Here is a 24,043-nt window from a genome sequence, read left to right as displayed (position 1 = left end):
GCCCTCTCGCCAGCAATGCTGCGACGAGGTGTCAGGGAATAGTCATGCCTGCGATTCAACGTTTTTCAACCACCGCCCTGTTGACGGCGCTGCTTCTATCCAGCGCAACATCCGTGGCTGACGCCGCCGGGATGGTGCCGCAAACCCCGATCCTGATTCTCGAAGAGTCCGCCGGCGAGGCCAGTATCAACGTCACCAACACCGAACCCAACCCGGCATTGCTGCACACCCGCATTGAAAATGTCCCGGAAGACACCGAGCTGCTGTTGCTGCTGACCCCGCCAGTAGCTCGGGTGGAAAGCGGTGGTACGCAACTGGTGCGATTCATTCTGCGCAGCGCTGAGCCGCTGCAAACCGAGCGCCTGAAACGGGTGATTTTCGAAGGCATTCAGCCGCTGGAAAAGGGCAGCAATGCGCGGGTCAGTCTGACCGTAAAACAGAACATTCCCGCGATTCTGCGCCCGAAGAATCTGCCCATCGAACGCCAGCCGTGGGCGCTGCTTAAGTGGTCAGTGCAGGACGCTCAACTGCAGGTCAGCAATCCCAGCCCCTACGTGGTTCGGCTGGCCAATACCGTCAATCTGTTGCCCGGCGAAGCCCCGGTGGATCTGGGCCGCAGCTACATTTTGCCCGGCGAAAAACTGCGTCTGACGTCCGCATCGCCGCTGCCCGCGACGGCGACTCAAGTGCGTCTGTACCCGGCGACGATGTACGGTTTCGCTGCCGGCAATTTCGATGCGCCACTGGTGACCGGTGAATGAATTACCGTCACAGCCTTGCGCTGCTCAGCCTGTTGTCGTCGGCGAACAGCTTGGCCGATTCGGTCACCTTCGACCCGAACGTGTTGCGCGCCCGTGGGCTCGATCTGCAACTGGCGGAATACTTTCAGGACGCGCCGCGCTTTCAGCAGGGGACGCATTCGCTGCTGCTCAGCGTCAACGGTGTGCCGAAAGGACGAGTGCTGGCGACGTTCGACGAGCAGGGCGAGTTGTGCACCACCGAGACGTTGCTCGAACAGGCAAATATGCGCGTCGAGGCGTTGCCGAACCTTGATTGCACGCGCTTTGTCGACAGCTTCGACGGCGTGATCGCGCGGCTTGATCCGGGCAAGGAACAGATCGAACTGCTGCTGCCCACCGGGCTCGTGGCGCCGACGGCTGCGGCGCGTCGCAACTACGCGCACGGTGGCAGCGCTGCGCTGTTCAACTACGACGCGCTGGTGCTGGGTAACGAATACGTTGGCCAGACCACACACTACCGCAGCCTCAACACCGAGCTGGGTTTGAACATCAACGACTGGGCGCTGCGCAGCCGTCAGTCTTACGCGGCGTTCGAGGGCAGCAGCCAGACCGAGCATCTGTATGCCTACGCTTCGCGCACCTTCGAGTCGCTGCAAACCAACCTGCAACTCGGTCAGCTCAACATGGCCTCGCCATTGTTTGCCGGCGAGGCTTTCACCGGTGTGCAATTACAGCCTGAAGCCGCATTGGGGGAGCTGGAAGCAGACAGTGAAGGCGCCCACGTCGAAGGCATCGCCTATTCCGCCGCTCGGGTCGAGGTTCGGCAGAACGGCGCGCTGATCTACACCACGCTGGTGCCGCCGGGGCCGTTTTCGCTGGTGGGGTTGCCGCTGCTCAGCCAGAGCCTGGATCTGGAGGTCACCGTGTACGAAGAGGATGGCCAGCAACGCAGTTTTATCGTTCCCGGCGACAGCCTTGGTGGTTTGGCGCCGGGCCGCCAGCCGGGTTTCGCGGTGACGGCGGGACGTGTTCGTCGCTATGCCCGCGATGATCGCGACGCGCCTGATTTCGTCGCGGCGAGCAAGGATTGGCGTTTGGCCGCCGGCAAGCAACTGACGGCGGGCGCGATGCTCGGCAGTGACTATCAATCGGCCGGGATGGCGCTGCAAATTCCGTTGTTGCCGCGCACAGCGCTGGGACTGCGTCAGGTGGTGTCCCGCGCCCGTCGTGAAGATCAGTTGGGCGCGCAGTTCCAGCTCAGCCTGAGCACGGCGCTGACCGAGCACGTTTCGGCGAACCTGTCGGTCACCCAACAGGTGCAGGGTTTTCGCACGTTGTCCGATACCACGTGGAATCGCGACACCGATCAACCGGATCAACGCATTCGCAACCAGATGACGCTCGGGCTCAGCGGTGCGAGCCTGTTGTTGGGCTCGTTTTCCGGTGGATTTTCACGCTTCACCGATTTTGAAGACGATACCAGTTCGCGCCTCAGCGCCTCGTGGTCACGGATGTTTCAGCGCACCAGCGTGTCGTTGAGTCTTGAGCGTGACATGGGCGGTTCGGCGCATGACAGCCGTGGTTTTGCGACCTATCTGACGGTCAGCGTGCCGATGGGTCGCAGCGGCGCGCTGCGCAGTTTTGTCCGCAAGGACGACCTCAGCGGCACCCGCAGCGGCTTGCGTCTGAATCAGCAGATCAACGACGCCGTGGCCTACAGCGCCACGGTCGAGCGCCCGGAAAACGGCGAGGCGGATGTCAGTGGCCGGCTCAACTTGCTGCCGCGTTACACCCAGATTGATCTGGGTTATTCGCAGCGCGGCTCCGGTTCGACCGGTTACGACTTCGGCGCGCGCGGCGGCGTCGCGTTGCACAGCGAAGGCCTGACCTTATCGCCCTACACCGTGCGCGAGACCTTTGCCCTGCTCAAGGCCGGGGATGCCGCCGGGGTCAAGCTGCGCACGCCTTACGGGCCGGTGTGGACGGACGCCGCCGGGCGCGCGGTGGTGGCCAGCGTGCCGGCCTATCGCAACACGCGGGTGGAGATCGACACCGCGAGCCTGGCGCGCAATGTCGACGTGCTCAACGGCTACCGCGAGATCGCAGCGGCGCGCGGTTCGGTGCAGCGGCTGGAGTTTCTCATGGTCACGTCCCGGCGCGTCTTGCTGCACGCACACACGTCCGATGATCAAGTCGTCGGCAAGGGTTTTGGCGTGTTTGATGAGCTAGGCCGCTACGTCACCAGCGTGCTCGATGACGGGCGGATTTTTCTTTCCGACATTCAGGCGGACGCTGCGCTGCATGTGCAAAAGGCCGATGGCTCGCGCTGTCATCTGACCTTCGAACTGGCTGAAGAAGCCGATCCCGGTGAGCTTTACGAATCTGCGTCCGCGCGTTGCAGCGAGGCATGATTGAGGAATTATCCGATGACTGTTTTCAACGTTTCGACCGTGGCAATGCTGTGGCTGTGCTGCACGGCGGCGTGGGCGCAGGACCAAGCGTGCGAGGTGCGAGTCAGTCCGCCTGCGTTTGATTTTGGCCTGACCGACCGGGGCGCGTTGTTGCAGCAAAGTGCCGGTGCCAATGAACTGAGTTTTGGCAGTCGCCGGGTGCAAGTGCAGGTTGTCTGCGATCAGGCGTCACCGCTGACATTGCGCTTCGATGCGCCGGGGGCTGACGCCGAGCGTTATCGCTTCGGCATTGGCACGTTGCGGCTCAAGGTGATGGCGGTGCGAGTCGACGGCGTCGCCACACAGAAAGCGGCGGGGGAGAGCGACGTATTTCGCCCCGGCGAACGCCTTCTGCCACTGTTGGCGAGCGGCAGACGCCTGGAGGTTGAGTTCGAGGTTGAGGGGCAAATCAGTAACGAGGCCAGTCGGGTCGCGGATCTGACCCGACTGGACGGCGAAGGCGTGTTCAGACTGGACTGAGCTCGGACTCGGCAAGCAGTTTGATCGCCGCCGCACCGACCTTACGCACAGCCTCTTCAATCAACGCTGTCGGTTTGGCCGCGTAGTTCATGCGCAGGCAATTGCGGTACTTGCCCGAGGCAGAAAAGATGCTGCCGACGGCAATCTGTACGCCTTGGTTGAGTAGCGCACGATTCAGTTTCAGTGTGTCGAAACCTTCCGGCAATTCGACCCACAACATGAAGCTGCCCTGTGGACGGCTGGCGCGGGTTCCGGCGGGGAAATAGCGCGTCACCCAATCGATCATCACGTCCCGATTGCGTTGGTATTGCGTGCGCATCCGCCGCAAATGCGGTTCGAAATGGCCGGATTTGAGAAATTCGGCGATGGCGATCTGCGGCTGCGGCGCGGTCGATCCGGTGCTGATGTATTTCATGTGCAGCACGCGCTCGAGGTATCGCCCCGGCGCGACCCAACCAATCCGCAGCCCCGGCGCGAGAGTCTTGGAAAACGAACTGCAGAGCAGCACGCGGCCGTCTTCGTCGAAGGATTTGATCGTGCGCGGACGCGGGTAGGTGTAGGCCAGTTCGCCATAGACATCGTCTTCGATGATCGCCACGTCAAAGCGTTGGGCGAGGGTGAGCAGCGCGCGTTTGCGCGACTCCGGCATGATGTAGCCGAGCGGGTTGTTGCAGTTCGGGGTGAGCTGGATGGCTTTGATCGGCCATTGTTCGAGCGCCAGTTCCAGCGCTTCGAGGCTGATGCCGGTGAGTGGGTCGGTGGGGATTTCCAGGGCTTTCATGCCCAGACCTTTGAGGGTCTGCATGGCGCCGTGGAAGCTTGGCGAATCCACCGCGACGATGTCGCCCGGCTCGCAGATCGCGTGGATGCTGGTGGACAAAGCTTCGTGGCAACCGGTGGTCACGACCAGATCGCTGGCGCTCAACTGGCAGCCGGAATCGAGCATCAACCGAGCAATTTGTTCACGCAGTTCGAGGGTGCCGTGGATGTTGTCGTAATACAGACCGGGCATGTCTTGGCGACGGCTGATGCGGGCGAGGCCGCGCAACAACGGTTTCATCGTTGGCGTGCTGATGTCGGGCATGCCGCGACCGAGTTGCACGACGTCCTTGCGCGGTACCGCGCGAATCAATTCCAGCACCTGATCCCACTGCGAAATTTCCACTGGCCGCTGCGCCGGACGGCCGACGGCGGGCAACTCCGGCAACTCGCGACCGACCGGCACAAAGTAGCCGGACTTGGGTTTCGGCGTGGCCAGTCCGCTGTCTTCGAGCATGCGATAAGCCTGCTGCACCGTGCTCAGACTGACCCCGTGTTCAACGCTCAAGGCGCGCACCGACGGCAAGCGGTCGCCGGGGCGATAGAAGCCTTGTTCGATGCGCGTGCCGAGCAATTCGGCGAGATTTACGTAGAGGGTCATGGCGCTGCCTCGGTGCAGATGATTCGGAAGACCAGTACAGATGCGAGAAAAATCGTCAATTCAGTCTGCAAAACGGTAAATCTGTATGGAGTTAATACAGTCGCTTTGAATCTGTAATGGTTTTGCTCGCCCGCGCATCATGGAATCTCTGGCTACCCAAGTAAACAGGAGCGACAAAAATGAACGGCTTGAGCGATGTGCGGCTGACGCTACACAGTCAGGAACTGGAGGCAGGGCAGAAGGATCGTGCGCGCAATGAGATCATGCGTAACGCACCGTCCGGCCTGAGCCGCTGGGGTCTGATGTGGCATCGTCTGCACACGCGCAGGGCGTTGCTGAACCTGACGACGGATCAGCTCAAGGACATCGGGTTGACGCGTGAGCAGGCGCAGGAGGAGGGGTTGAAACCGTTCTGGCAGATCTGAGATCTGTATTGTTCTTGCCGGCCCTTTCGCGAGCAAGCTCGCTCCCACAGGGGATCTATGGTGGATGGGAAACTTGTGTCCACTGAAGATTAATGTGGGAGCGAGCTTGCTCGCGAAGGCGTTCGTAGGGTCGCTGAAAAGTTGTCAGACCAACTCTTTGAGGCGATGCCACAACATCCCCAACGCCAACAACGGCGAGCGCAAATGCTTACCACCCGGGAAGGTGATGTGCGGCACCTTGGCAAACAGATCAAAGCCACCGCCGTGCTGCCCGCTGATCGCCTCAGCCAGCAACTTGCCCGCCAGGTGCGTGGCATTCACCCCGTGCCCGGAATAAGCCTGGGCGTAATACACGTTCGGCTGGTCATTGAGCCGGCCAATCTGCGGCAGACGGTTGGCGCCGATGCCGATCATCCCGCCCCACTGATAATCAATCTTCACGCCCCCCAGTTGCAGGAACACTTCCAGCATCTTCGGCTGCATATACGCCGCGATGTCTTTCGGATCACGCCCCGAATAATGGCAGGCACCGCCGAACAGCAAGCGACGATCCGCCGAGAGTCGGTAGTAATCCAGCGCCACCCGCTGATCACAGACCGCCATGTTTTGCGGCAGCAGGTTGTGTGCCTGCTCTTCGCTCAACGGTTCGGTGGCAATGATGTAGCTGCCGGCGGGCAGAACCTTGCCGCTGAGTTGCGGATTCAGATCATTCAGATAAGCGTTGCAGCCGAGCACCAGCGACTTCGCCCGCACCGAACCTTGGGCGGTGTGGACTTTGACTTCCGGGCCGTAATCGATACGCGTCACAGCCGAGTGTTCAAACAGTTTCACACCCAATTGCTGCGCAGCCGCCGCTTCGCCCAACGCCAGGTTGAGTGGATGCAGATGCCCTGAACCCATGTCGATCAAACCACCGACATAGCGCTTGGAGCCGACCACCGTGTGCATCTCGTTGGCTTGCAGCAAACGGGTTTCGTAGCGATAACCGAGGCCGCGCAACTCTTCGGCGTCTTCGGCAAAGCCTTCGAGGTCGGATGATTTGTTGGCGAGGTCGCAGTAGCCCCAGGTCAGGTCGCAGGCGATCTGAAAACGCTCGACGCGCTGGCGGACGATTTCCACCGCTTCCAGGCCCATCAGTTTCATCTCGCGTACGCCGTCGCTGCCGACGACGTTGGCGAACTGATCGAGACCGTGGCCGACGCCGCGAATCAACTGCCCGCCGTTACGACCGCTGGCGCCCCAGCCGATCTTGTGCGCTTCGAGCAACACCACGCTGAGTCCGCGTTCAGCCAGTTCCAGCGCCGTGTTCAACCCGGAAAAACCGCCGCCGACCACGCACACGTCGGCCACCACGTCGCCTTGCAGCAGCGGATGATCCGGCTGCGGCAAGCTGCTGGCGGCGTAGTAAGAGGCAACGTGAGGTTGGCTCGCGGAGGTGTGGGCGCGGGCAGTCATGGGCGTCATCCAACGGCTAAGGTGTCGAGAAAATTTGACGGAGCATAAGCCGCACGCCCGAACGGGGGCAACACTGGTCGGCCTGCGGTGTCTGGATCACGGCTTTTGCGGCACAATTGCCGCCTATTTCACCTTGGTTACCGTTTCGATGAGCTGCAACAGCCAGACAGTCCGCACCTTGCGCCAGCAGATCCCCTCGTTCGAGTGCGTGCCCGGCTGCCACGATTGCTGTGGGCCGGTGACCACCTCGCCGGAAGAAATGGCCCGTCTGCCGCGCAAGACCCGCGCCGAGCAGGATGCGGCGATGGAAGAGCTGAACTGTGTGCACCTGGGGCCGAATGGCTGCACGGTGTATGAAGAGCGGCCGTTGATTTGCCGGCTGTTTGGCACGACCAAGACTTTGCCTTGCCCGAATGAGCGGCGGCCGGTGGAGCTGATTCATCCGCGGGTGGAGAAGCAGATTTTCGAGTACATGGCGGCGAATCGGCAGGTGCTGGTCTAAAAGATCGCAGCCTTCGGCAGCTCCTACAGAGAAATGCATCATGATCGTTCCCACGCTCTGCGTGGGAATGCAGCCCGGGACGCTCTGCGTCCCAAATGCCGAACGCGGAGCGTCCGAAGAGGCATTCCCACGCAGAGCGTGGAAACGATCGTCGCGGTGCTCAATCTGGAATCGGCAAGCTCAAGCTCTCCTTAACCTCTTCCATCACGATATAACTCTTCGACTCCCGCACATGCGGCAGTTTCAGCAGAATGTCGCCCAGCAGCTTGCGGTACGAGGCCATCTCGGAAATCCGCGCCTTCACCAGGTAGTCGAAATCCCCTGACACCAAATGGCACTCCAGCACGTGCGGCAACTTCAGCACCGCGCGGCGGAACTCCTCGAACGTGTCGCCGGATTTGTAGTCGAGGCTGATCTCGACGAACACCAGCAAGCTACCCTTCAAGTGCTGCGGATTGAGCCGGGCGTTGTAGCCCATGATGATCCCTTCGCGCTCCAGACGCCGCACGCGCTCGGTGCACGGCGTGGTCGAGAGCCCGACCTTTTCGCCCAGTTCGGTAAAGGAAATCCGCCCGTCCGCCTGCAGGATCCGCAAGATGTTGCGGTCGATCTTGTCCAGCTCACGTTTGGTCTGAGTGTTGGTACGCATAGGGGATGCGCCTCCGTGAAAAGGGTTTTTGCCGAGAATTGTCGCCAAATATAGGCGCTTATATAGTGAAAAGCACTGGCATTTCTTTTTTACACTGCGCGCATCATTGCTCTAACAACAGACGTACGCGGCCCCGCCGCGATGAGGGATACAAAAATGCGCGTAATGGTCTTGGGTAGCGGCGTCATCGGTACCGCCAGTGCTTACTATCTGGCCCGTGCCGGGTTCGAAGTAGTGGTGGTCGACCGGCAGCCGGCTGCGGCCATGGAGACCAGTTTCGCCAACGCCGGCCAGGTCTCGCCGGGCTACGCCTCGCCGTGGGCCGCGCCGGGCGTACCGCTCAAAGCGATCAAGTGGCTGTTGCAACGCCACGCCCCTCTCGCGATCAAGGCCACTGCCGACATCGACCAGTACCTGTGGATGGCGCAGATGCTGCGCAACTGCACCGCCAGCCGTTACGCGGTGAACAAGGAGCGCATGGTGCGTCTGTCCGAGTACAGCCGTGACTGCCTCGATGAACTGCGCGCCGAAACCGGCATCGCCTACGAAGGCCGCAGCCTTGGTACGACTCAGTTGTTCCGCACTCAGGCGCAGCTTGATGGCGCCGCCAAAGACATCGCCGTGCTGAAAGAATCCGGCGTGCCGTTTGAAGTCCTCGACCGCGCCGGCATTGCCCGCGTCGAGCCGGCGCTGGCGGGTGTCACTGACATCCTCGCCGGTGCATTGCGCCTGCCGAACGATCAGACTGGCGACTGCCAGATGTTCACCACGCGTCTCGCCGAAATGGCGGTGAAACTCGGTGTGGAATTCCGCTTCGGTCAGGACATCCAGAAACTCGACTACGCCGGTGATCGCATCAACGGTGTGTGGATCGACGGCAAGCTGGAAACCGCCGACCGCTACGTGCTGGCGCTCGGCAGCTACTCGCCGCAACTGCTCAAGCCGCTGGGCATCAAGGCCCCGGTGTATCCGCTCAAGGGTTACTCGCTGACCGTGCCGATCACCAACCCGGCGATGGCGCCGACCTCGACTATTCTCGACGAGACCTACAAGGTCGCGATCACCCGTTTCGACAACCGCATCCGCGTTGGCGGCATGGCCGAGATCGCCGGTTTTGACCTGTCGCTGAACCCGCGTCGCCGCGAAACCCTGGAGATGATCGTCAACGACCTTTATCCTCAGGGCGGTAATCTGGCCGAAGCGAGTTTCTGGACAGGTCTGCGTCCGACCACGCCCGATGGCACGCCGATCGTTGGCGCCACGCCGTTCAAGAATCTGTTCCTCAACACCGGTCACGGCACGCTCGGTTGGACCATGGCATGCGGTTCCGGTCGTCTGCTAGCCGACCTGATGGCGAAGAAAAAGCCCCAGATCAGCGCCGAAGGCCTCGATATTTCCCGTTACGGCAACAAAATTCAGGAGTCCGCAAAACATGTCAATCCAGCGCCAGCTCACCAATGAGCGCATGAGTCAGATCGTCAGCCACAACGGCACCGTGTACTTGGCCGGGCAGGTCGGCGACGACTTTGACGGCGGAATTGAACAGCAGACTCGCGAAGTTCTTGCCAATATCGAGCGTTTGCTCGATCTGGCCGGCACCGACAAGCAACACCTGTTGTCGGCGACGATCTACCTGAACGATATCGAAGCGCACTTCGCCGGGATGAATTCGGTGTGGGATCAGTGGCTGCCAAAAGGCGCTGCTCCGGCCCGCGCCACCGTCGAAGCGAAAATGGCCAAGCCGAGCATTCTGGTGGAAATCTCTATCGTTGCTGCGCTGCCTTAGACCGTTGTAAAGATCCCTCTCCCGGCGCTGTTGGCGGTTCACGTCGTCAGTCGGCGCCGGTTTTTATTCCCATGACCGCCTAGAAGTCTGCCGCCATGCGTCCTGCCCGTGCCCTGATCGACCTTCAAGCCCTGCGCCACAACTACCGAATTGCCCGCGAAGTCACCGGCGCCAAGGCGCTGGCGGTGATCAAGGCCGATGCGTACGGACATGGCGCGGTACGCTGCGCCCAGGCGCTGGAAGCCGAGGCCGACGGTTTTGCCGTGGCTTGCATCGAAGAGGCTTTGGAGCTGCGCGCCGCTGGTATTCGTGCGCCGGTGTTGTTGCTGGAAGGTTTTTTCGAGGCCGATGAGCTGGCGCTGATCGTCGAGCATGATTTCTGGACGGTGGTGCACTCGCTTTGGCAGCTCGAAGCGATCGAGCAGGCAGCGCTGAGCAAACCGATTACCGTGTGGCTGAAGCTCGATTCGGGCATGCACCGCGTCGGTTTGCATCCAAAGGATTATCCGGCGGCTTATCAGCGTCTGCTGGCCAGCGGCAAAGTGGCGAAAATTGTGTTGATGAGCCACTTCGCCCGCGCCGATGAACTGCACGCGCAGAGCAGCACCGAGCAAGTCGCGGTATTTGAAGCGGCGCGTCAGGGGCTGGCGGCTGAAGTCAGTCTGCGCAACTCGCCCGCTGTGCTTGGCTGGCCGCAGATTCATAGTGATTGGGTGCGTCCGGGCATCATGCTCTACGGCGCGACCCCGTTCGAAGAAGCCAATGCTGTTGCCGATCGTTTGCAACCGGTGATGACCCTGGAATCGAAAGTCATCAGCGTGCGCGAATTGCCGGCCGGTGAGCCGGTGGGCTACGGCGCCAAATTCATCACCGACAAACCGATGCGCATCGGCGTGGTCGCCATGGGTTACGCCGACGGCTACCCGCGTCAGGCGCAGACCGGCACCCCGGTTTTGGTGGCCGGTAAACGCAGTCGCATTATCGGTCGCGTGTCGATGGACATGCTTTGCATCGATCTTACCGATGTGCCGGAAGCCGGTCTCGGTTCGACCGTTGAGCTCTGGGGGAAAAATATCCTCGCCAGTGAAGTGGCGAAGTGGGCCGACACCATCCCGTACCAGATCTTCTGCAACCTGCGTCGAGTGCCAAGGCTCTATTCCGAGGGTTGACGCCGCTGCGGGGGCCAAGTGTTGTAAATACTGAACGCTGTCGCCATGATAACGCTCAATATTCTTACAACATCAGGAGGCTCGCGCCTTGGACGTCGGTGAACGACTGCAATCGATCCGCAAGCTCAAAGGGCTTTCCCAGCGTGAACTCGCCAAACGCGCGGGCGTCACCAACAGCACCATTTCGATGATCGAAAAGAACAGCGTCAGCCCTTCGATCAGTTCGCTGAGAAAGGTGCTGGGCGGCATTCCCATGTCCATGGTCGAGTTCTTTTCCGAAGAAATCCTGCAGGAAGTTCCGACCCAGATCGTCTACAAGGCCAACGAGCTGATCGACATTTCCGACGGCGCCGTGACCATGAAGCTGGTCGGCCGCGCGCACCCCAGCCGCGCCATCGCCTTCCTCAACGAAATCTACCCGCCGGGCGCCGATACCGGCGAAGAAATGCTCACCCATGAAGGCGAGGAAACCGGGATTCTGGTGGAAGGTCGTCTGGAATTGGTGGTGGGCCTTGAAACTTTTATTCTCGAAGCCGGCGACAGCTACTACTTTGAAAGTACCAAGCCGCATCGTTTCCGTAATCCGTTCGACTTGCCTGCGCGACTAATCAGCGCAGCCACGCCGGCAAACTTTTAAACAAAGAGGCGCCAGGCCATTACGGCGAAGGCACCCAAGCTGTTTTACCGATGCGCAACAAGACCCCTTTAATCATGGGGTTGTTTCAGTGTGGCGGGCTACCCGCTATACTTGCGCCCGCCTGCGAACCGTGGCCGCAGGCGTGAATAGCCACCATTGAGGGTGAACGCGTGAATCTAATTATGAAAATGCTGGCTGCACCAGCAACCGTACTGGCCCTCTGGGCTGTCAGCGCTCAAGCTGCGACGAATGACGACATTGCCAAGCGCCTCGAGCCTGTCGGCCAGGTGTGTGTTCAAGGTCAGGAATGCAAAGGGATGGAAGTGGCTGCGACTGCCGGCGGCGGTGGCGGTGCGAAGACTCCGGATGAAGTGATTGCCAAACATTGCAACGCTTGCCACGGTACAGGCCTGTTGGGTGCGCCGAAAATTGGTGACACGGCCGCGTGGAAAGAACGTGCTGATCACCAGGGCGGCCTTGATGGCATCCTTGCCAAAGCCATCACCGGTATCAATTCGATGCCGCCAAAAGGCACCTGCGCCGATTGCTCGGATGATGAGTTGAAGGGCGCGATCGAGAAGATGTCCGGCCTGAAATAAGGCGTGCATCTGATGAAGAAAACCGTCTTCGGACGGTTTTTTTGTGCCTGCGATTCAAGAGCCCCTCACCCCAGCCCTCTCCCGGAGGGAGAGGGGGCCGACCGCAGTTTCTGACGCTCTACATCGACCTGAAAAACCTTAGCGACTATGGATTCGGTACATCACGTTCAAGTCGGCGTATCTCCCAAATATCCCCCATTCAGTCCCCTCTCCCTCCGGGAGAGGGGACGACCGCGGTTTCTTGCGTCCGACATCGACCTGAAAAACCTTAGCGACTATGGATTCGGTACATCACGTTCAAGTCGGCGTACCTCCCAAATATCCCCCATTCAGTCCCCTCTCCCTCCGGGAGAGGGCTAGGGTGAGGGCAAGCAAGCTCCAGCCATAAACAACTCCTGTGGCCGACAATCGTCCAGGACTTTAGGGCTGTTCTTTGCAGCAAACTCAAGGCAATCTCGGTCTACCCCTATTCACGGAACGGGCAGGAGGCTTCAGATGGTGCAGTTGTGTTCGATCGAACAAGCAGTGGACGACGTGCTGGCACGCTTGCCGGCGCATATCCACATGGGCATGCCGCTGGGCCTGGGCAAACCCAATCACTTCGTCAACGCGCTGTACCGGCGGATCAAAGGCCTGCCCGAGCGGCAGCTGACGATCTACACCGCGCTGTGCCTCGGTCGCCCGGCGTTGGGCGATGGCTTGCAAAAGCGCTTCATCGAACCCTTCGTCGAGCGCGTCTTCGGTGACTACGCGGAATTCGATTTCCTCGCCGACCTGCACCGCGACAGCCTGCCCGCGAACATCCGCATCGAACAGTTCTTCATGCAGCCCGGCAGCCTGCTCAACAGCGCGCCGGCCCAGCAGGATTACGTCAGCAGCAACTACAGCCATGCCGCCCGCGACATCAACGCCGCCGGGCTGAATCTGGTGGCGCAGTTATTGGCCAGCAGCAGCGAACACCCGGATCGCCTGAGCCTGAGCTGCAACCCCGACATCACCCTAGATTTGTTGCCGATGATCGCCAAGCGCCGCGAAGACGGGGAGACCATTTTGCTGGTCGGCCAAGTGCACACCGATCTGCCGTACATGCCCGGCGACGCCGAAGTCGACATCGACACCTTCGACTTGCTGATCGACGAGAAGGACAGCAGCACGCTGTTTTCCACGCCGAACATGCCGGTGGGGTTTCAGGACCATTTCATTGGTTTGCACGCGAGTACGCTGGTGCGCGACGGCGGTACGCTGCAGATCGGCATCGGTTCGATGGGTGATGCGCTGACTGCCGCGTTGCTCGCACGTCAGGCGGATAACGCCGGTTATCAGGCGTTGCTCGACGACATCAACCTCAGCCAATGGGCGCAGTTGATCAACCGCGAGGGCGGCACCGGGCCGTTCGCCAAAGGCCTGTACGGTTGCAGCGAAATGTTCGTCAACGGCCTGCTGGTGCTGGCGGATGCCGGGATCATCCGGCGCAAGGTTTACCCCGATGTGCCGACGCAGGAGCAGGCCAACGCCGGCACCCTCGACGAAGCGGCGCAAACCGACGGCATTTCCGTGCACGGCGGTTTCTTCCTCGGCCCGCGCAGTTTCTACGAGCGACTGCGCGAGTTGCCGCTGAGCAAACGCCTCGAATTCAACATGACTCGCATCAGCTACATCAACGAGCTCTACGGGCAGGAGGAACTCAAGCGCCTACAACGCCTCGATGCGCGGTTCATCAACACGGTGTTCACCATGACCTTGCTCGGCGCTGGCGTGGCGGATCAACTGGAGGATGGACGAGTACTCAGCGGCGTTGGCGGACAGTACAACTTCGTCGCGCAGGGCCACGCGTTGCACGACGCGCGCTCGATCCTGATCCTGCGCAGCTGGCGCGAATCCGGCGGCGACGTCAGCTCCAACATCGTTTGGGAATACGGCCACTGCACGATCCCACGGCATCTGCGCGACATCGTCGTGACCGAATACGGCATCGCTGATCTGCGCGGTAAAACCGATGCCGTAGTGATCGAATCGCTGCTGAACATCAGCGATTCACGCTTCCAGCCGGGCCTGATCGAACAAGCGCAAAAGGTCGGCAAACTGCCAAAGGATTTCCGCCTCGATCCGCGCTTCACCGAGAACACGCCGCAGCGTTTGCAAGCCATCGCCGCACGGCACAAAAACCTGTTTCCGGAGTACCCGCTGGGCTGTGATTTCACCGCGATCGAACGGGATTTGCTGCGGGCGCTGAACTGGCTAAAAAGCAAATTCAAACTCACCGAAATCCTCGAACTCGGCAAAGCCGCCCTCGACGCCCCCGAGGCATCGCTCTACCCCGAACACCTCGAACGCATGCAACTCACTCACCCGGAAGGCCTGAAAGAAGACCTCTTCCAACGCCTGCTCCTCACCGGCCTAAAAGCCACCACCCAAACCCCGTAGGAGCTGCGGCACGCTGCGATCTTTTGATCCTGATCCTTAAAAGATCAAAAGATCGCAGCCTCGTTTCACTCGACAGCTCCTACACGGCGACTGCGGAGTACCCGAACAACTGTGGGAGCGGGCTTGCTCGCGAAAGCGGTGGATCGGTCAAAAAATGTATCGACTGACACGACGCCTTCGCGAGCAAGCCCGCTCCCACAAGGGTAATGCGGCGTGCCTTTATCCAAGAATGTGTCGACGTCATCCGAGGTCAAGGCCACCACGCAATAACTGTCCACCGCAAAACCAACTGTGGGAGCGGGCTTGCTCGCGAAAGCGGTGGATCAGTCAAAAAATGTATCGACTGATACGACGCTTTCGCGAGCAAGCTCGGCTCCTACAGGTCAGGCGCGGCAAGCGAGTGTATTGGATGGACGTTCACGGATGGGCTAAGAAAGTCTATGTGGTAGCCAGAGGAACCATCACCAATTGCTAAATGAATACCACTGATTCCCTCATTCATTTGGGAGTTGATTTTGTAATCAATTTTGTTCGAGATGGATTCGTTGACGCCGATAGCAAATTCCGTAAGTTTCAGTCCACGTTTGCCAGCAGCGAGATCCAGAAGTTTTATATGTTCTTCGTTATTTATTTTTAATGAGGTTATGTCGTTTTCTTTTACTGTGAGCCAGGCTTCTTCGTTTGAAATTCGATCACTTAGCCATTTTAGAGAGGTTTTCAGACCGGCAGGTAATTCGGGGTTCGGTTTTCTGAGTACAGTCAGTATTCCAGAAATTTTCAATGTGCCTGAAAATATAAAGGGGCAGGGCTCTAATGGGTTCATATGTGCGTAATGAACTTCAAAGAATTCCGCGACGGACTGAACGAAGTTATCGGTCACATCTTCGTCAAGTAATGCATAAGGCTGTGCATGGGTAAGGATGGATACTGTTGCATTGGATTCGTTACCAGACAACGCAAATGTCTGGTAGGAGTTAAGCATATTCAATACAACTCGCTGCGAGAAGAGCGATTGCTGAAAATCACTGTTCATCAGAAGCTCTAGGCTGTAAAGCGCCGCGGCTAAAGATGGCTCAAATACTTGGGTCGCGCAGAAGATGATTTTTTTGCGCTCTGTTCTTCCAGCGATCTCAAATGTCAATTTTGCAGCTTCGTTACTGAAAGAAAAAACGATACTGTTTTTTGGAAACTCCTCTAATTGAGCGATATTTGCCGTCATAAATCCCAAGAGCTCGCATTCTTTGAGGAACTCATTCGAGTCGGCGATAATCGAAAATTCCTCATGATTGAAGAGCGTCGGCGCTATATTTGGCGGTGACATAAAAAACCCTCCTTGTTCTGAAGTGCGCGGCAAGGGCGGTTGCCGCGCGGTGCTTCAATTAATCTTCGGTATGCGCCCAAGCCAACGGTGCCCATCCAAAATTATCCGGGCCAGAAGTGATGCGATTAAGATTTTCTTTTGTGGTTTTTTCAGTTTGCATTTGAGTTTTCCTTTTTTTGGTTTTTGTTGTGTTCCCCCCATGTGGCATGGGGTTGAGCGGATTAATGCATAAGTTAGCGATCCGATTGAATAATTATTTTCACTTTTTAAGAATCAATTTTTATGTCTTCTTTTTAGATATGAGTGGTTTGGTTATTTGCGTGGGTTGCGTCTGTAGGCCTATTCTGAAAGTTGTAAATTTAAGGTTTTTCATTTGTGGTGAGAGGTCTTGTCTGGTTAGGTTTTATTTATGGGCTTTGTTTTCGGGGCTCATGCCAACCACGAACACAGGGGCACACAGTGCACACACCAAAGAAGTACCTGACAGACACATCTGTCCACCAAGCCTTACTCCTCACTGACTTAACCGAAAAGAACCAACCCGACCACGCAATCCGACTACTGCTCAATGAAGTCCTTCAAGGACTCGCAGCGAGAGGCTGGCCCCGAGCGCAGTTGCTGGTTGGGCCAAGGATTGTGTCCGTCGAAGAGAACTACGGTTTGCTGGGTTACGACCCGGCAGAAATTACCCTTGGCAGCGCGCACACACGATGGGTCGATGAGCATTCACTTTTGCGAACGCAGACCACCAGCCAGATTCCTGCGGCGCTTCAGCAGGCCGCCGAGGTTCGTCAGCCGGGACAAACCATTTTGCTGGCAGCGCCAGGCATTACCTTCAGGCGTGATAGCCGAGATCGTTGGCATTGCGCCGAGCCGCACCAAATGGATATCTGGGTATTGGGCGACCCGGAGCTGGCATCCCATGAGCATTTACTGCGTCTTGTCGGCGATATTTTGCAGTCGGCCGTCCCGGAAAAGTCTTGGGTTTATAGCGACAGTCCACATCACTACACCGAGGGCGGGATTGAAGTGAATGTGTTGAATGATGGCGTGCCGGTCGAGGTTCTTGAGTGCGGGCGTATCGCGAAGTCGCTGTTGCAGCGTTTGCAGATTGATCCGCTGCGCCATGGCGGACTCGCTCTTGGGATGGGGCTGGATCGCCTGACGATGTTGCGCAAAGGCATTCCTGATATTCGTTTGTTGCGTGATCAGAATGTGCGCGTGCAGGCGCAGATGCATGATCTGGATCCGTGGACTGCGGTATCTCGTTTGCCGTCGATTGCCCGCGATATCTCGTTGGCAGTAACGCCGGGATTGAGTGAAGAGATATTGACCGAGAGGATGTTGCAGGCGGCAGGGGATTGCTCTGGATGGATCGAGGAGATGCGAATCAAGGGGCGCTGGCCACGTTCGGATTTACCGGCGCAGGCCATTGAGCGACTCGGGATGTTACCGGGTCAGGAGAACGTGCTTTTGCATGTGGTGCTGCGTGATTGTTCGCGCTCGATTACCACCGGTGAAGCGAATGCCTTGTACGCGGATATTCAAGCTGCGATGCACGAAGGGGTACCGGGGGCGGGGTACAGAATGGATTAAGTGAAATCTGTAGGAGCTGCGGCACGCTGCGATCTTTTGATGTTGATCCTGAAAATCAGATCAAAAGATCGCAGCCTCGTTGCACTCGACAGCTCCTACACGGGGATTGCGGAGTACCCGAACAACTGTAGGAGCAAAGCTTGCTCGCGAAAGCGGTGGATCAGTCAAAGAATATTCGACTGACACGACGCCTTCGCGAGCAAGCTCGGCTCCTACAAGGGTATTGCGGTTTGGCTTTATTCGATGAAGGTGACGACGCCACCTGTCAGCGATTTAACGCGGGCCAGCGATTCGACGCGGTAGCCTTGCGAGTCCAGTTCGGCGCGGCCGCCCTGGAACGACTTCTCGATGACGATGCCCAGGCCGGCCACGGTGGCGCCGGCCTGTTTGATGATCGAGATCAGCGCTTGCGAGGCCTTACCGTTGGCCAGGAAGTCGTCGATGATCAGCACTCGGTCGCTGCTGGTCAGGTGGCGCGGCGAGATGGCCACGGTGCTTTCGGTCTTTTTGGTGAATGAGTACACGGTCGCCGACAGCAGGTTTTCCGTCAGGGTCAGGGACTGTTGCTTGCGGGCGAAGATCACCGGCACGCCGAGGTTCAGACCGGTCATGATCGCCGGGGCGATGCCCGAGGCTTCGATGGTGACGATCTTGGTGATGCCCGAATCCGTGAACCGCGCGGCGAATTCGTCGCCGATCAGCTTCATCGAAGCATTGCACCAGAAAATCCGCGAACAAGGCTTTGTGCTTTCCGACCAGGTCCTGAAGGTCGACGCCTTCAGGACCTGGTCGGAAAGCACAATGCCTTGTTCGCGGATTTTCTGGTGCAATGCTTCCATGAAGCTGTCCTCTTTTGGCGCTTGGTGCGCCGAAGGTCTAGTAAAAAAGTGGTCAATTCTAGCGCTTTAACATCGCGCGTATATCAGCCAATGCGCTGTTGCCGCGCACGACTTTGACTTCGGTCGGTGTGTCGTCGTTGCCTTCCCAGGCCAGATCGTCCGGTGGCAGCTCATCGAGGAAGCGGCTCGGCGCGCAGTCGATGATCTCGCCGTACTGCTTGCGCTTGGCGGCGAAGGTGAACGCCAGTGTCTGACGCGCGCGGGTGATGCCCACGTAGGCCAGGCGGCGTTCTTCTTCAATGGTGTCGGCTTCGATGCTGGAGCGGTGCGGGAGGATTTCCTCTTCCATGCCCATGATGAACACGTAAGGGAATTCCAGACCCTTGGACGCATGCAGCGTCATCATCTGCACGCCTTCGGCACCGTCTTCCTCTTCCTGCTGACGTTCGAGCATGTCGCGCAGGACGAGTTTGCCGATCGCATCCTCGACGGTCATTTCGCCTTCTTCGTCCTTCTCAAGAGTGTTTTTCAACGCCTCGATCAGGAACCAGACGTTGCTCATCCGGTAATCGGCGGCTTTGTCGCTGGAGCTGTTGGTGCGCAGCCAGTTCTCGTAGTCGATGTCCATGACCATGCTGCGCAGCGCGGAGATCGGGTCCTCGCCGGCGCACTGCTCGCGCACCTTGTCCATGAAACGCTTGAAGCGCGACAGGCGATCGGTGAAGCGGCTGTCCAGATGTTCGCCCAGACCGATTTCGTCGGTGGCGGCGTACATCGAGATCTTGCGTTCGGTGGCGTAGTTGCCGAGTTTTTCCAGGGTGGTCGAGCCGATTTCGCGGCGCGGCACGTTGATCACGCGCAGGAAGGCGTTGTCGTCATCCGGGTTCACGATCAGGCGGAAGTAGGCCATCAGGTCTTTCACTTCCTGGCGGCCGAAGAAGCTGTTGCCGCCGCTCAGGCGATACGGCACCTGGTGGTGCTGCAGCTTCAGCTCGATCAGCTTGGCCTGATAGTTACCGCGATAGAGGATCGCGAAATCGCTGTACGGGCGGTCGGTGCGCAAGTGCAGGCTGAGGATTTCCATGGCCACGCGCTCGGCTTCGGCGTCTTCGTTGCGGCAGCGGATCACGCGGATCTCGTCACCGTGGCCCATTTCACTCCACAGCTGCTTTTCGAATTCGTGCGGGTTGTTCGAGATCAGCACGTTGGCGCAACGCAGGATGCGACTGGTCGAGCGGTAGTTTTGTTCGAGCATCACCACTTTCAGCGATGGATAGTCGTCCTTGAGCAGCATCAGGTTTTCCGGTCGCGCGCCACGCCAGGCGTAGATCGACTGGTCGTCGTCGCCGACCACGGTGAACTGGTTGCGCTTGCCGATGAGCATTTTTACCAGCAGGTACTGGCTGGCGTTGGTGTCCTGGTATTCATCGACGAGCAGGTAACGCACCTTGTTCTGCCACTTTTCGAGGATGTCGGCGTGTTCTTCGAAAAGTTTTACCGGCAGCAGGATCAGGTCGTCGAAGTCCACCGCGTTGAACGCTTTAAGCGTGCGCTGATAGTGGGTGTAGACGATGGCGGCAGTCTGTTCCTTGGGATTACGCGCGTTCTCCAGCGCCTGAGGCGGCAGGATCAGGTCGTTTTTCCAGGCGCCGATCATGTTCTTGATCTCGTCGACGCCGTCTTCGCCCGCGTATTCCTTCTGCATGATGTCGGTCATCAGGGACTTGACGTCGGTCTCGTCGAAAATCGAGAAACCGGGTTTGTAGCCCAGCCGCACGTGCTCCTTGCGGATGATGTTCAGACCGAGGTTGTGGAAGGTGCAGACCGTCAGGCCGCGACCTTCGCCGAAGCGCAAGAGGGTACCGACCCGCTCTTTCATCTCGCGCGCGGCCTTGTTGGTAAAGGTCATGGCGACGATGTACTGGGCACGGATGCCGCAGTTCTGGATCAGGTGCGCGATTTTGCGCGTGATCACGCTGGTCTTGCCGGAGCCAGCACCGGCGAGCACGAATAGAGGGGCGCCGACGTAGTTCTCGGGTTCTTGCTGCCGGGGATTGAGTCGGGACATACGAAAATACGGGAGTCGTTGACGAAATGGGCCGGCATTTTAACAGGCTCAGAGATTTGTGCTGCTCTGTCCGACTTGTGACGTACCACGCGATTCATATTTGCCGGTTTTGTTACTTTCACGCAGGATGCGCGGTGATTTTGCGGCTAATGTTCTCATTCGTGACACAAAATAACGTTTTGATAACCGTTGTCATTTGGTCATTGGTCAGCGCAACGGCATAATGCCCGCCGCCCACATCATTGCAGAGTCTAGGGAGCTAGCTTGTCTACGCCTGTCGAACCCTTGCGTTTGCTGCTACTGGCCGAAGAGCCAGCGTGGACAGCGTTATTGCGTGAGTGTCTGGCTCCGATGGGGAGCGCGGCGGTGCTGATCAGCGCGCCGAGCTGGGAGTCGGTCAGCAGTTTGTTCGAAGACAACCGCCACGCGGTTTTGTTGACCATTCCCGCGTTGCAACCGGCACCCGGCCGCTGCAGCCTGCCGACGGTATTGTTGCTCGAACACGAACCGGACACCGCGCCGGTTGGCGTCAGTGACTGGCTGGTGTTCGACGCCCTCGACCCCGGCATGCTGCGCCGTTGCCTGCGCCATGTGCGCGAGCGCGGCGTTCTCGAAAACACCCTGCAACGCCTCGCCGAACAGGATCCGTTGACCGGCATCGCCAATCGCCAGGGTTTCCAGACCTTGCTGACAGCGCGTCTCGCTGAAGGCGATGGTCGCGGCCTGGCCCTCGGGCATCTCGATCTCGACAACTTTCGCCACGCCAACGACGCCCTCGGCCATCAGGCTGGCGATCGGCTGATCCTGCAGGTCGTGGCGCGGCTGAAAAGTCAGCTGGAGGCCGGCGATCAACTGGCGCGGCTGGGCAGCGACGAATTCGCCTTGCTGATCGACACCCGCCGCGCGCCGCAACGCGCCGAGTGGATGGCCGAACGCATCACCGAAGCCTTGTCCGAACCGTATTGGGTGGATGGCGAAAGCCTGCTGATCGGCTCCAGCCTCGGCATTGCCCATGCCCGCGCGCAGGCTGGCGCTGACCCGCTGATGTGGCATGCGCACATCGCCATGCAGCAGGCCAAGAGCACGCAGGGCTGCACCTTTCATATCTTCAACGAACGCATCAACCGCAACGCGCGGAGCATGGCTGACCTCGAAAGTGAGCTGCGCCGGGCATTGCGTCGTGATGAGCTGGAATTGCATTACCAGCCACGCCTGAATCTTGAGGATGGGCAGATTGTCGGTCTCGAAGCCTTGGTGCGCTGGCGCCATGGCGAACGTGGTTTGCTGCCGCCGAGTGAGTTCGTGCCGTTGGCCGAGCAGAGCGGCTTGATTGTGCCGCTGGGTTACTGGGTGATTTCCCGGGCGTTGCGCGATATGCAGGCACTGCGCGAACGCGGATTGCCGGCGCTGCACATGGCGATCAACCTGTCGTTCCGCCAGTTTCAGGACAGTCAGTTGTTGCCGACGCTGAGCCGCTTGATCGCTGAGCGCGGTGTGGAGGCGCAGTGGCTGGAGTTCGAGCTGACTGAAACGGCGGTAATGCGTCGCAGCGATCTGGTCAAGCAGACCATGGATGCTTTGGGCCGCCTCGGTGTGCGTTTTTCGCTGGATGACTTTGGCACCGGGTTCTCGTCGTTCGTGCACCTCAACAGCTTGCCGATCACTTTGCTGAAGATCGACAAGAGTTTTGTCGGTGGCATGGAACAGCGTGAAGAGAACCGCAAACTGGTGCACGCGATGATCAACCTTGCGCACAACCTGCATCTGGAAGTGGTGGCGGAAGGGGTTGAGACGCCGGAACAACTGGAATTGCTGCGCGGGTTTGGTTGCGATCAGGTGCAGGGTTATCTGATCAGCCGGCCGTTGCCGTTGGCGGAGTTGGTTGAGTACCTGACGTTTGGCTCAAGCCAACAGGTTTCTGTGGAGGCCGTTTAAAAGATCGCAGCCTGCGGCAGCTCCTACACCGATCCCTGTAGGAGCTGCCGAAGGCTGCGATCTTTCGATCTTAATCTGCGCCAACGACCTCAAAGCGTGATGTAGCAGGCTCCAGCCGAATCATCCGCTTCATCTTCCACTCAAATGCCAACGTCAGACTCACCGCCGCGCACGCCAACCCCAGCGCCAAGCCCCACCAGACGCCCGTCGGCCCCCAGTTCAAGTGGAACGCCATCCACCACGCCGCCGGCGCGCCAATCAGCCAATAACAGCCGAGCCCGACCAGAAACGTGGTCTTCGCATCCTTGAGTCCGCGAATACAGCCCATGGCAATCGTCTGCGTGCCGTCGAACAGCTCGAACCATGCCGCCACGGCCAACAGGCTCACCGCCAGACGAATGACCTCGGCAAACGCCGGATCGTTATGATCGAGGAACAACCCGACCAATTGATTCGGCAAGAACCAGAACACCATCGCAAAGCCGAGCATCACTACCGCACCAAAGACGATCCCGACCCGGCCCGACATCCGTGCATCGAGCAATTGCCCGGCGCCGTAATGCTGGCCGATGCGCATGGTGATCGCATAAGACATCCCCGCCGGCACCATGAACGCCACCGAAACAATCTGCAGAGCAATCTGGTGCGCGCCCAATTGCGTGCTGCCCATGGTGCCCATGCACAGTGCTGCGAAGGCGAACAAACCGACTTCCACGGCGTAGGTGCCGCCAATCGGCAGGCCGAGGCGCCAGAGTTCCTTCAAGTACTGGCGGTTCGGCCGCGACAGACCTGCGCGCAGCGGATAAGCGTCATAGGCCGGATGCCGGCGTATATGCCAGGCCAATGCCAGCGCCATGCAGTTGGCGACAATTGCCGTGACCAGACCGATGCCCATCAAACCCATTTTCGGCAGACCGAACATGCCAGTGATCAGCGCGTAATTGAGCAGGAAGTTGGCCACGGTGCCGGCCAGACTGATAACCATCACCGGTGTCGCCCGACCAATTGCACTGGTGAAACCGCGCAGGGCCATAAAGCTCAGGTAGCCGGGCAGGGCGAACGGCAGGGCGATCAGAAATTGCCCGGCGGCGTTGACGTTGGTTTCGGTCTGGCCGAACAGCAGCAACACCGGTTTCAGGTTCCACAGCAGCAAACCGGCGCCCAGCGCCATCAGCCACGCCAGCCACAATCCGGCCTGGGTCAGACGGGCCGCGCCAATGATGTCGCCCGCACCTTTGCGAATCGCTACCAAGGTGCCGACTGCGGCAATCACACCGATGCAAAAAATCGACACAAACGAATAAGTCGCCGCGCCAAGACCGCCGCCGGCCAGCGCTTCGGGACTGAGGCGCGCCATCATCAAAGTGTCGGTCAGCACCATCAACATGTGCGCCAACTGTGAAGCGATCAACGGCCCTGCCAGCCGCAGAATGGCCCAGAGTTCAGTACGCACAGGATGCTGCATGGGTATCACCACTCAATTTTCAGAGGGAACAAGAGACCGTCGATTCTCCGGCCTTGGCAGGCATTGCACAAAGGGATAAAAAG

The 24,043-nt window shown here is 59.2% G+C and carries 20 protein-coding genes; 13 read left to right on the top strand and 7 right to left on the bottom strand.

What is annotated here, in order from left to right; all coding sequences use genetic code 11:
* Window positions 1-44 precede the first annotated feature (44 nt).
* From ACIP66_RS17950 to ACIP66_RS17940, 3 genes are read left to right on the top strand one after another with little or no spacing between them, the layout of a single operon-like run.
* Window positions 45-761 carry a fimbria/pilus chaperone family protein gene (locus ACIP66_RS17950; RefSeq protein ID WP_400649609.1) on the top strand — a complete coding sequence of 239 codons (717 nt, stop codon included), beginning with the start codon at window positions 45-47 and terminating at the stop codon, window positions 759-761.
* Window positions 758-3,151 carry a fimbria/pilus outer membrane usher protein gene (locus tag ACIP66_RS17945; protein ID WP_400649606.1) on the top strand — a complete coding sequence of 798 codons (2,394 nt, stop codon included), beginning with the start codon at window positions 758-760 and terminating at the stop codon, window positions 3,149-3,151. Before ACIP66_RS17950 ends, ACIP66_RS17945 begins: the two co-directional genes overlap by 4 nt.
* A 15-nt stretch (window positions 3,152-3,166) precedes the next feature.
* The gene (locus ACIP66_RS17940) at window positions 3,167-3,670 is read left to right on the top strand and encodes a hypothetical protein (protein ID WP_400649603.1); all 504 of its coding nucleotides are present in this window, start codon (window positions 3,167-3,169) and stop codon (window positions 3,668-3,670) included.
* Here the strand turns inward: ACIP66_RS17940 and ACIP66_RS17935 are convergent.
* The gene (locus ACIP66_RS17935; RefSeq protein WP_400649601.1) at window positions 3,657-5,090 is read right to left on the bottom strand and encodes a PLP-dependent aminotransferase family protein; all 1,434 of its coding nucleotides are present in this window, start codon (window positions 5,088-5,090) and stop codon (window positions 3,657-3,659) included. The two genes, ACIP66_RS17940 and ACIP66_RS17935, sit on opposite strands and share 14 nt — an antisense overlap.
* Window positions 5,091-5,269: 179 nt before the next feature.
* On the opposite strand from ACIP66_RS17935, the gene ACIP66_RS17930 reads away from it, so the two are divergent.
* Window positions 5,270-5,515: a DUF1127 domain-containing protein gene (locus tag ACIP66_RS17930; protein WP_400649599.1), complete on the top strand. Its 246-nt coding sequence runs from the start codon at window positions 5,270-5,272 to the stop codon at window positions 5,513-5,515.
* A gap of 144 nt (window positions 5,516-5,659) precedes the next feature.
* On the opposite strand, the gene ACIP66_RS17925 is transcribed toward ACIP66_RS17930, so the two are convergent.
* Window positions 5,660-6,970 (bottom strand): NAD(P)/FAD-dependent oxidoreductase, encoded by a 1,311-nt coding sequence (locus tag ACIP66_RS17925; RefSeq protein WP_400649596.1) that lies wholly within the window; start codon window positions 6,968-6,970, stop codon window positions 5,660-5,662.
* Window positions 6,971-7,118: 148 nt separating this feature from the next.
* Between ACIP66_RS17925 and ACIP66_RS17920 the strand changes: the two genes are divergently transcribed.
* Complete coding sequence (locus tag ACIP66_RS17920; protein WP_038359217.1) at window positions 7,119-7,472, top strand: YkgJ family cysteine cluster protein; 354 nt, start codon at window positions 7,119-7,121, stop codon at window positions 7,470-7,472.
* 160 nt (window positions 7,473-7,632) lie between these two features.
* Here the strand turns inward: ACIP66_RS17920 and ACIP66_RS17915 are convergent, their stop codons facing one another.
* Entirely contained in the window at window positions 7,633-8,121 is a 489-nt protein-coding gene (locus ACIP66_RS17915; protein ID WP_003177284.1) for an Lrp/AsnC ligand binding domain-containing protein, read from the bottom strand.
* 156 nt (window positions 8,122-8,277) lie between these two features.
* On the opposite strand from ACIP66_RS17915, the gene dadA reads away from it, so the two are divergent.
* The 6 genes from dadA (at window position 8,278) to ACIP66_RS17885 (ending at window position 14,736) form a co-directional block, all read left to right on the top strand.
* Window positions 8,278-9,582: a D-amino acid dehydrogenase gene (gene dadA, locus ACIP66_RS17910; RefSeq protein ID WP_093429674.1), complete on the top strand. Its 1,305-nt coding sequence runs from the start codon at window positions 8,278-8,280 to the stop codon at window positions 9,580-9,582.
* Entirely contained in the window at window positions 9,554-9,907 is a 354-nt protein-coding gene (locus tag ACIP66_RS17905; RefSeq protein ID WP_400649593.1) for a RidA family protein, read from the top strand. The genes dadA and ACIP66_RS17905 overlap by 29 nt, the downstream gene beginning before the upstream one ends.
* A 95-nt stretch (window positions 9,908-10,002) precedes the next feature.
* Window positions 10,003-11,076, top strand: a complete 1,074-nt coding sequence (gene alr, locus ACIP66_RS17900) for an alanine racemase (RefSeq protein WP_400649590.1) — start codon at window positions 10,003-10,005, stop codon at window positions 11,074-11,076.
* Between the two features lie 88 nt (window positions 11,077-11,164).
* On the top strand, window positions 11,165-11,713 hold the full coding sequence (locus tag ACIP66_RS17895) for a cupin domain-containing protein (protein WP_008086779.1): 549 nt from the start codon (window positions 11,165-11,167) through the stop codon (window positions 11,711-11,713).
* A gap of 182 nt (window positions 11,714-11,895) precedes the next feature.
* Window positions 11,896-12,312: a cytochrome c5 family protein gene (locus tag ACIP66_RS17890; protein ID WP_158955570.1), complete on the top strand. Its 417-nt coding sequence runs from the start codon at window positions 11,896-11,898 to the stop codon at window positions 12,310-12,312.
* Window positions 12,313-12,807: 495 nt separating this feature from the next.
* Window positions 12,808-14,736, top strand: coding sequence for an acetyl-CoA hydrolase/transferase C-terminal domain-containing protein (locus ACIP66_RS17885; RefSeq protein WP_400649588.1), 1,929 nt, complete (start codon window positions 12,808-12,810; stop codon window positions 14,734-14,736).
* Window positions 14,737-15,112: 376 nt separating this feature from the next.
* Here the strand turns inward: ACIP66_RS17885 and ACIP66_RS17880 are convergent, their stop codons facing one another.
* Window positions 15,113-16,057, bottom strand: a complete 945-nt coding sequence (locus ACIP66_RS17880; protein WP_400649585.1) for a hypothetical protein — start codon at window positions 16,055-16,057, stop codon at window positions 15,113-15,115.
* A 459-nt stretch (window positions 16,058-16,516) separates the two neighbouring features.
* Between ACIP66_RS17880 and ACIP66_RS17875 the strand changes: the two genes are divergently transcribed.
* Entirely contained in the window at window positions 16,517-17,653 is a 1,137-nt protein-coding gene (locus ACIP66_RS17875) for a hypothetical protein (protein ID WP_400649582.1), read from the top strand.
* A gap of 236 nt (window positions 17,654-17,889) precedes the next feature.
* Here ACIP66_RS17875 and ACIP66_RS17870 read toward each other — a convergent pair whose 3' ends face one another.
* Together ACIP66_RS17870 and rep are read right to left on the bottom strand one after the other, a co-directional pair.
* Entirely contained in the window at window positions 17,890-18,492 is a 603-nt protein-coding gene (locus ACIP66_RS17870; RefSeq protein ID WP_400649581.1) for a xanthine phosphoribosyltransferase, read from the bottom strand.
* A 58-nt stretch (window positions 18,493-18,550) separates the two neighbouring features.
* Window positions 18,551-20,560 carry a DNA helicase Rep gene (rep, locus tag ACIP66_RS17865; protein ID WP_400649578.1) on the bottom strand — a complete coding sequence of 670 codons (2,010 nt, stop codon included), beginning with the start codon at window positions 20,558-20,560 and terminating at the stop codon, window positions 18,551-18,553.
* Window positions 20,561-20,824: 264 nt separating this feature from the next.
* Here rep and ACIP66_RS17860 point away from each other — a divergent pair, with 264 nt between their 5' ends.
* Window positions 20,825-22,495, top strand: coding sequence for a putative bifunctional diguanylate cyclase/phosphodiesterase (locus ACIP66_RS17860; protein WP_400649575.1), 1,671 nt, complete (start codon window positions 20,825-20,827; stop codon window positions 22,493-22,495).
* A 70-nt stretch (window positions 22,496-22,565) separates the two neighbouring features.
* On the opposite strand, the gene ACIP66_RS17855 is transcribed toward ACIP66_RS17860, so the two are convergent.
* Entirely contained in the window at window positions 22,566-23,960 is a 1,395-nt protein-coding gene (locus ACIP66_RS17855; RefSeq protein WP_400649572.1) for a NorM family multidrug efflux MATE transporter, read from the bottom strand.
* Window positions 23,961-24,043 lie beyond the last annotated feature (83 nt).

Source organism: Pseudomonas sp. NPDC088429, assembly GCF_044753305.1.
Lineage (GTDB): Bacteria > Pseudomonadota > Gammaproteobacteria > Pseudomonadales > Pseudomonadaceae > Aquipseudomonas > Aquipseudomonas rustica.
This window is presented reverse-complemented; position numbering and strand designations above follow the sequence as displayed.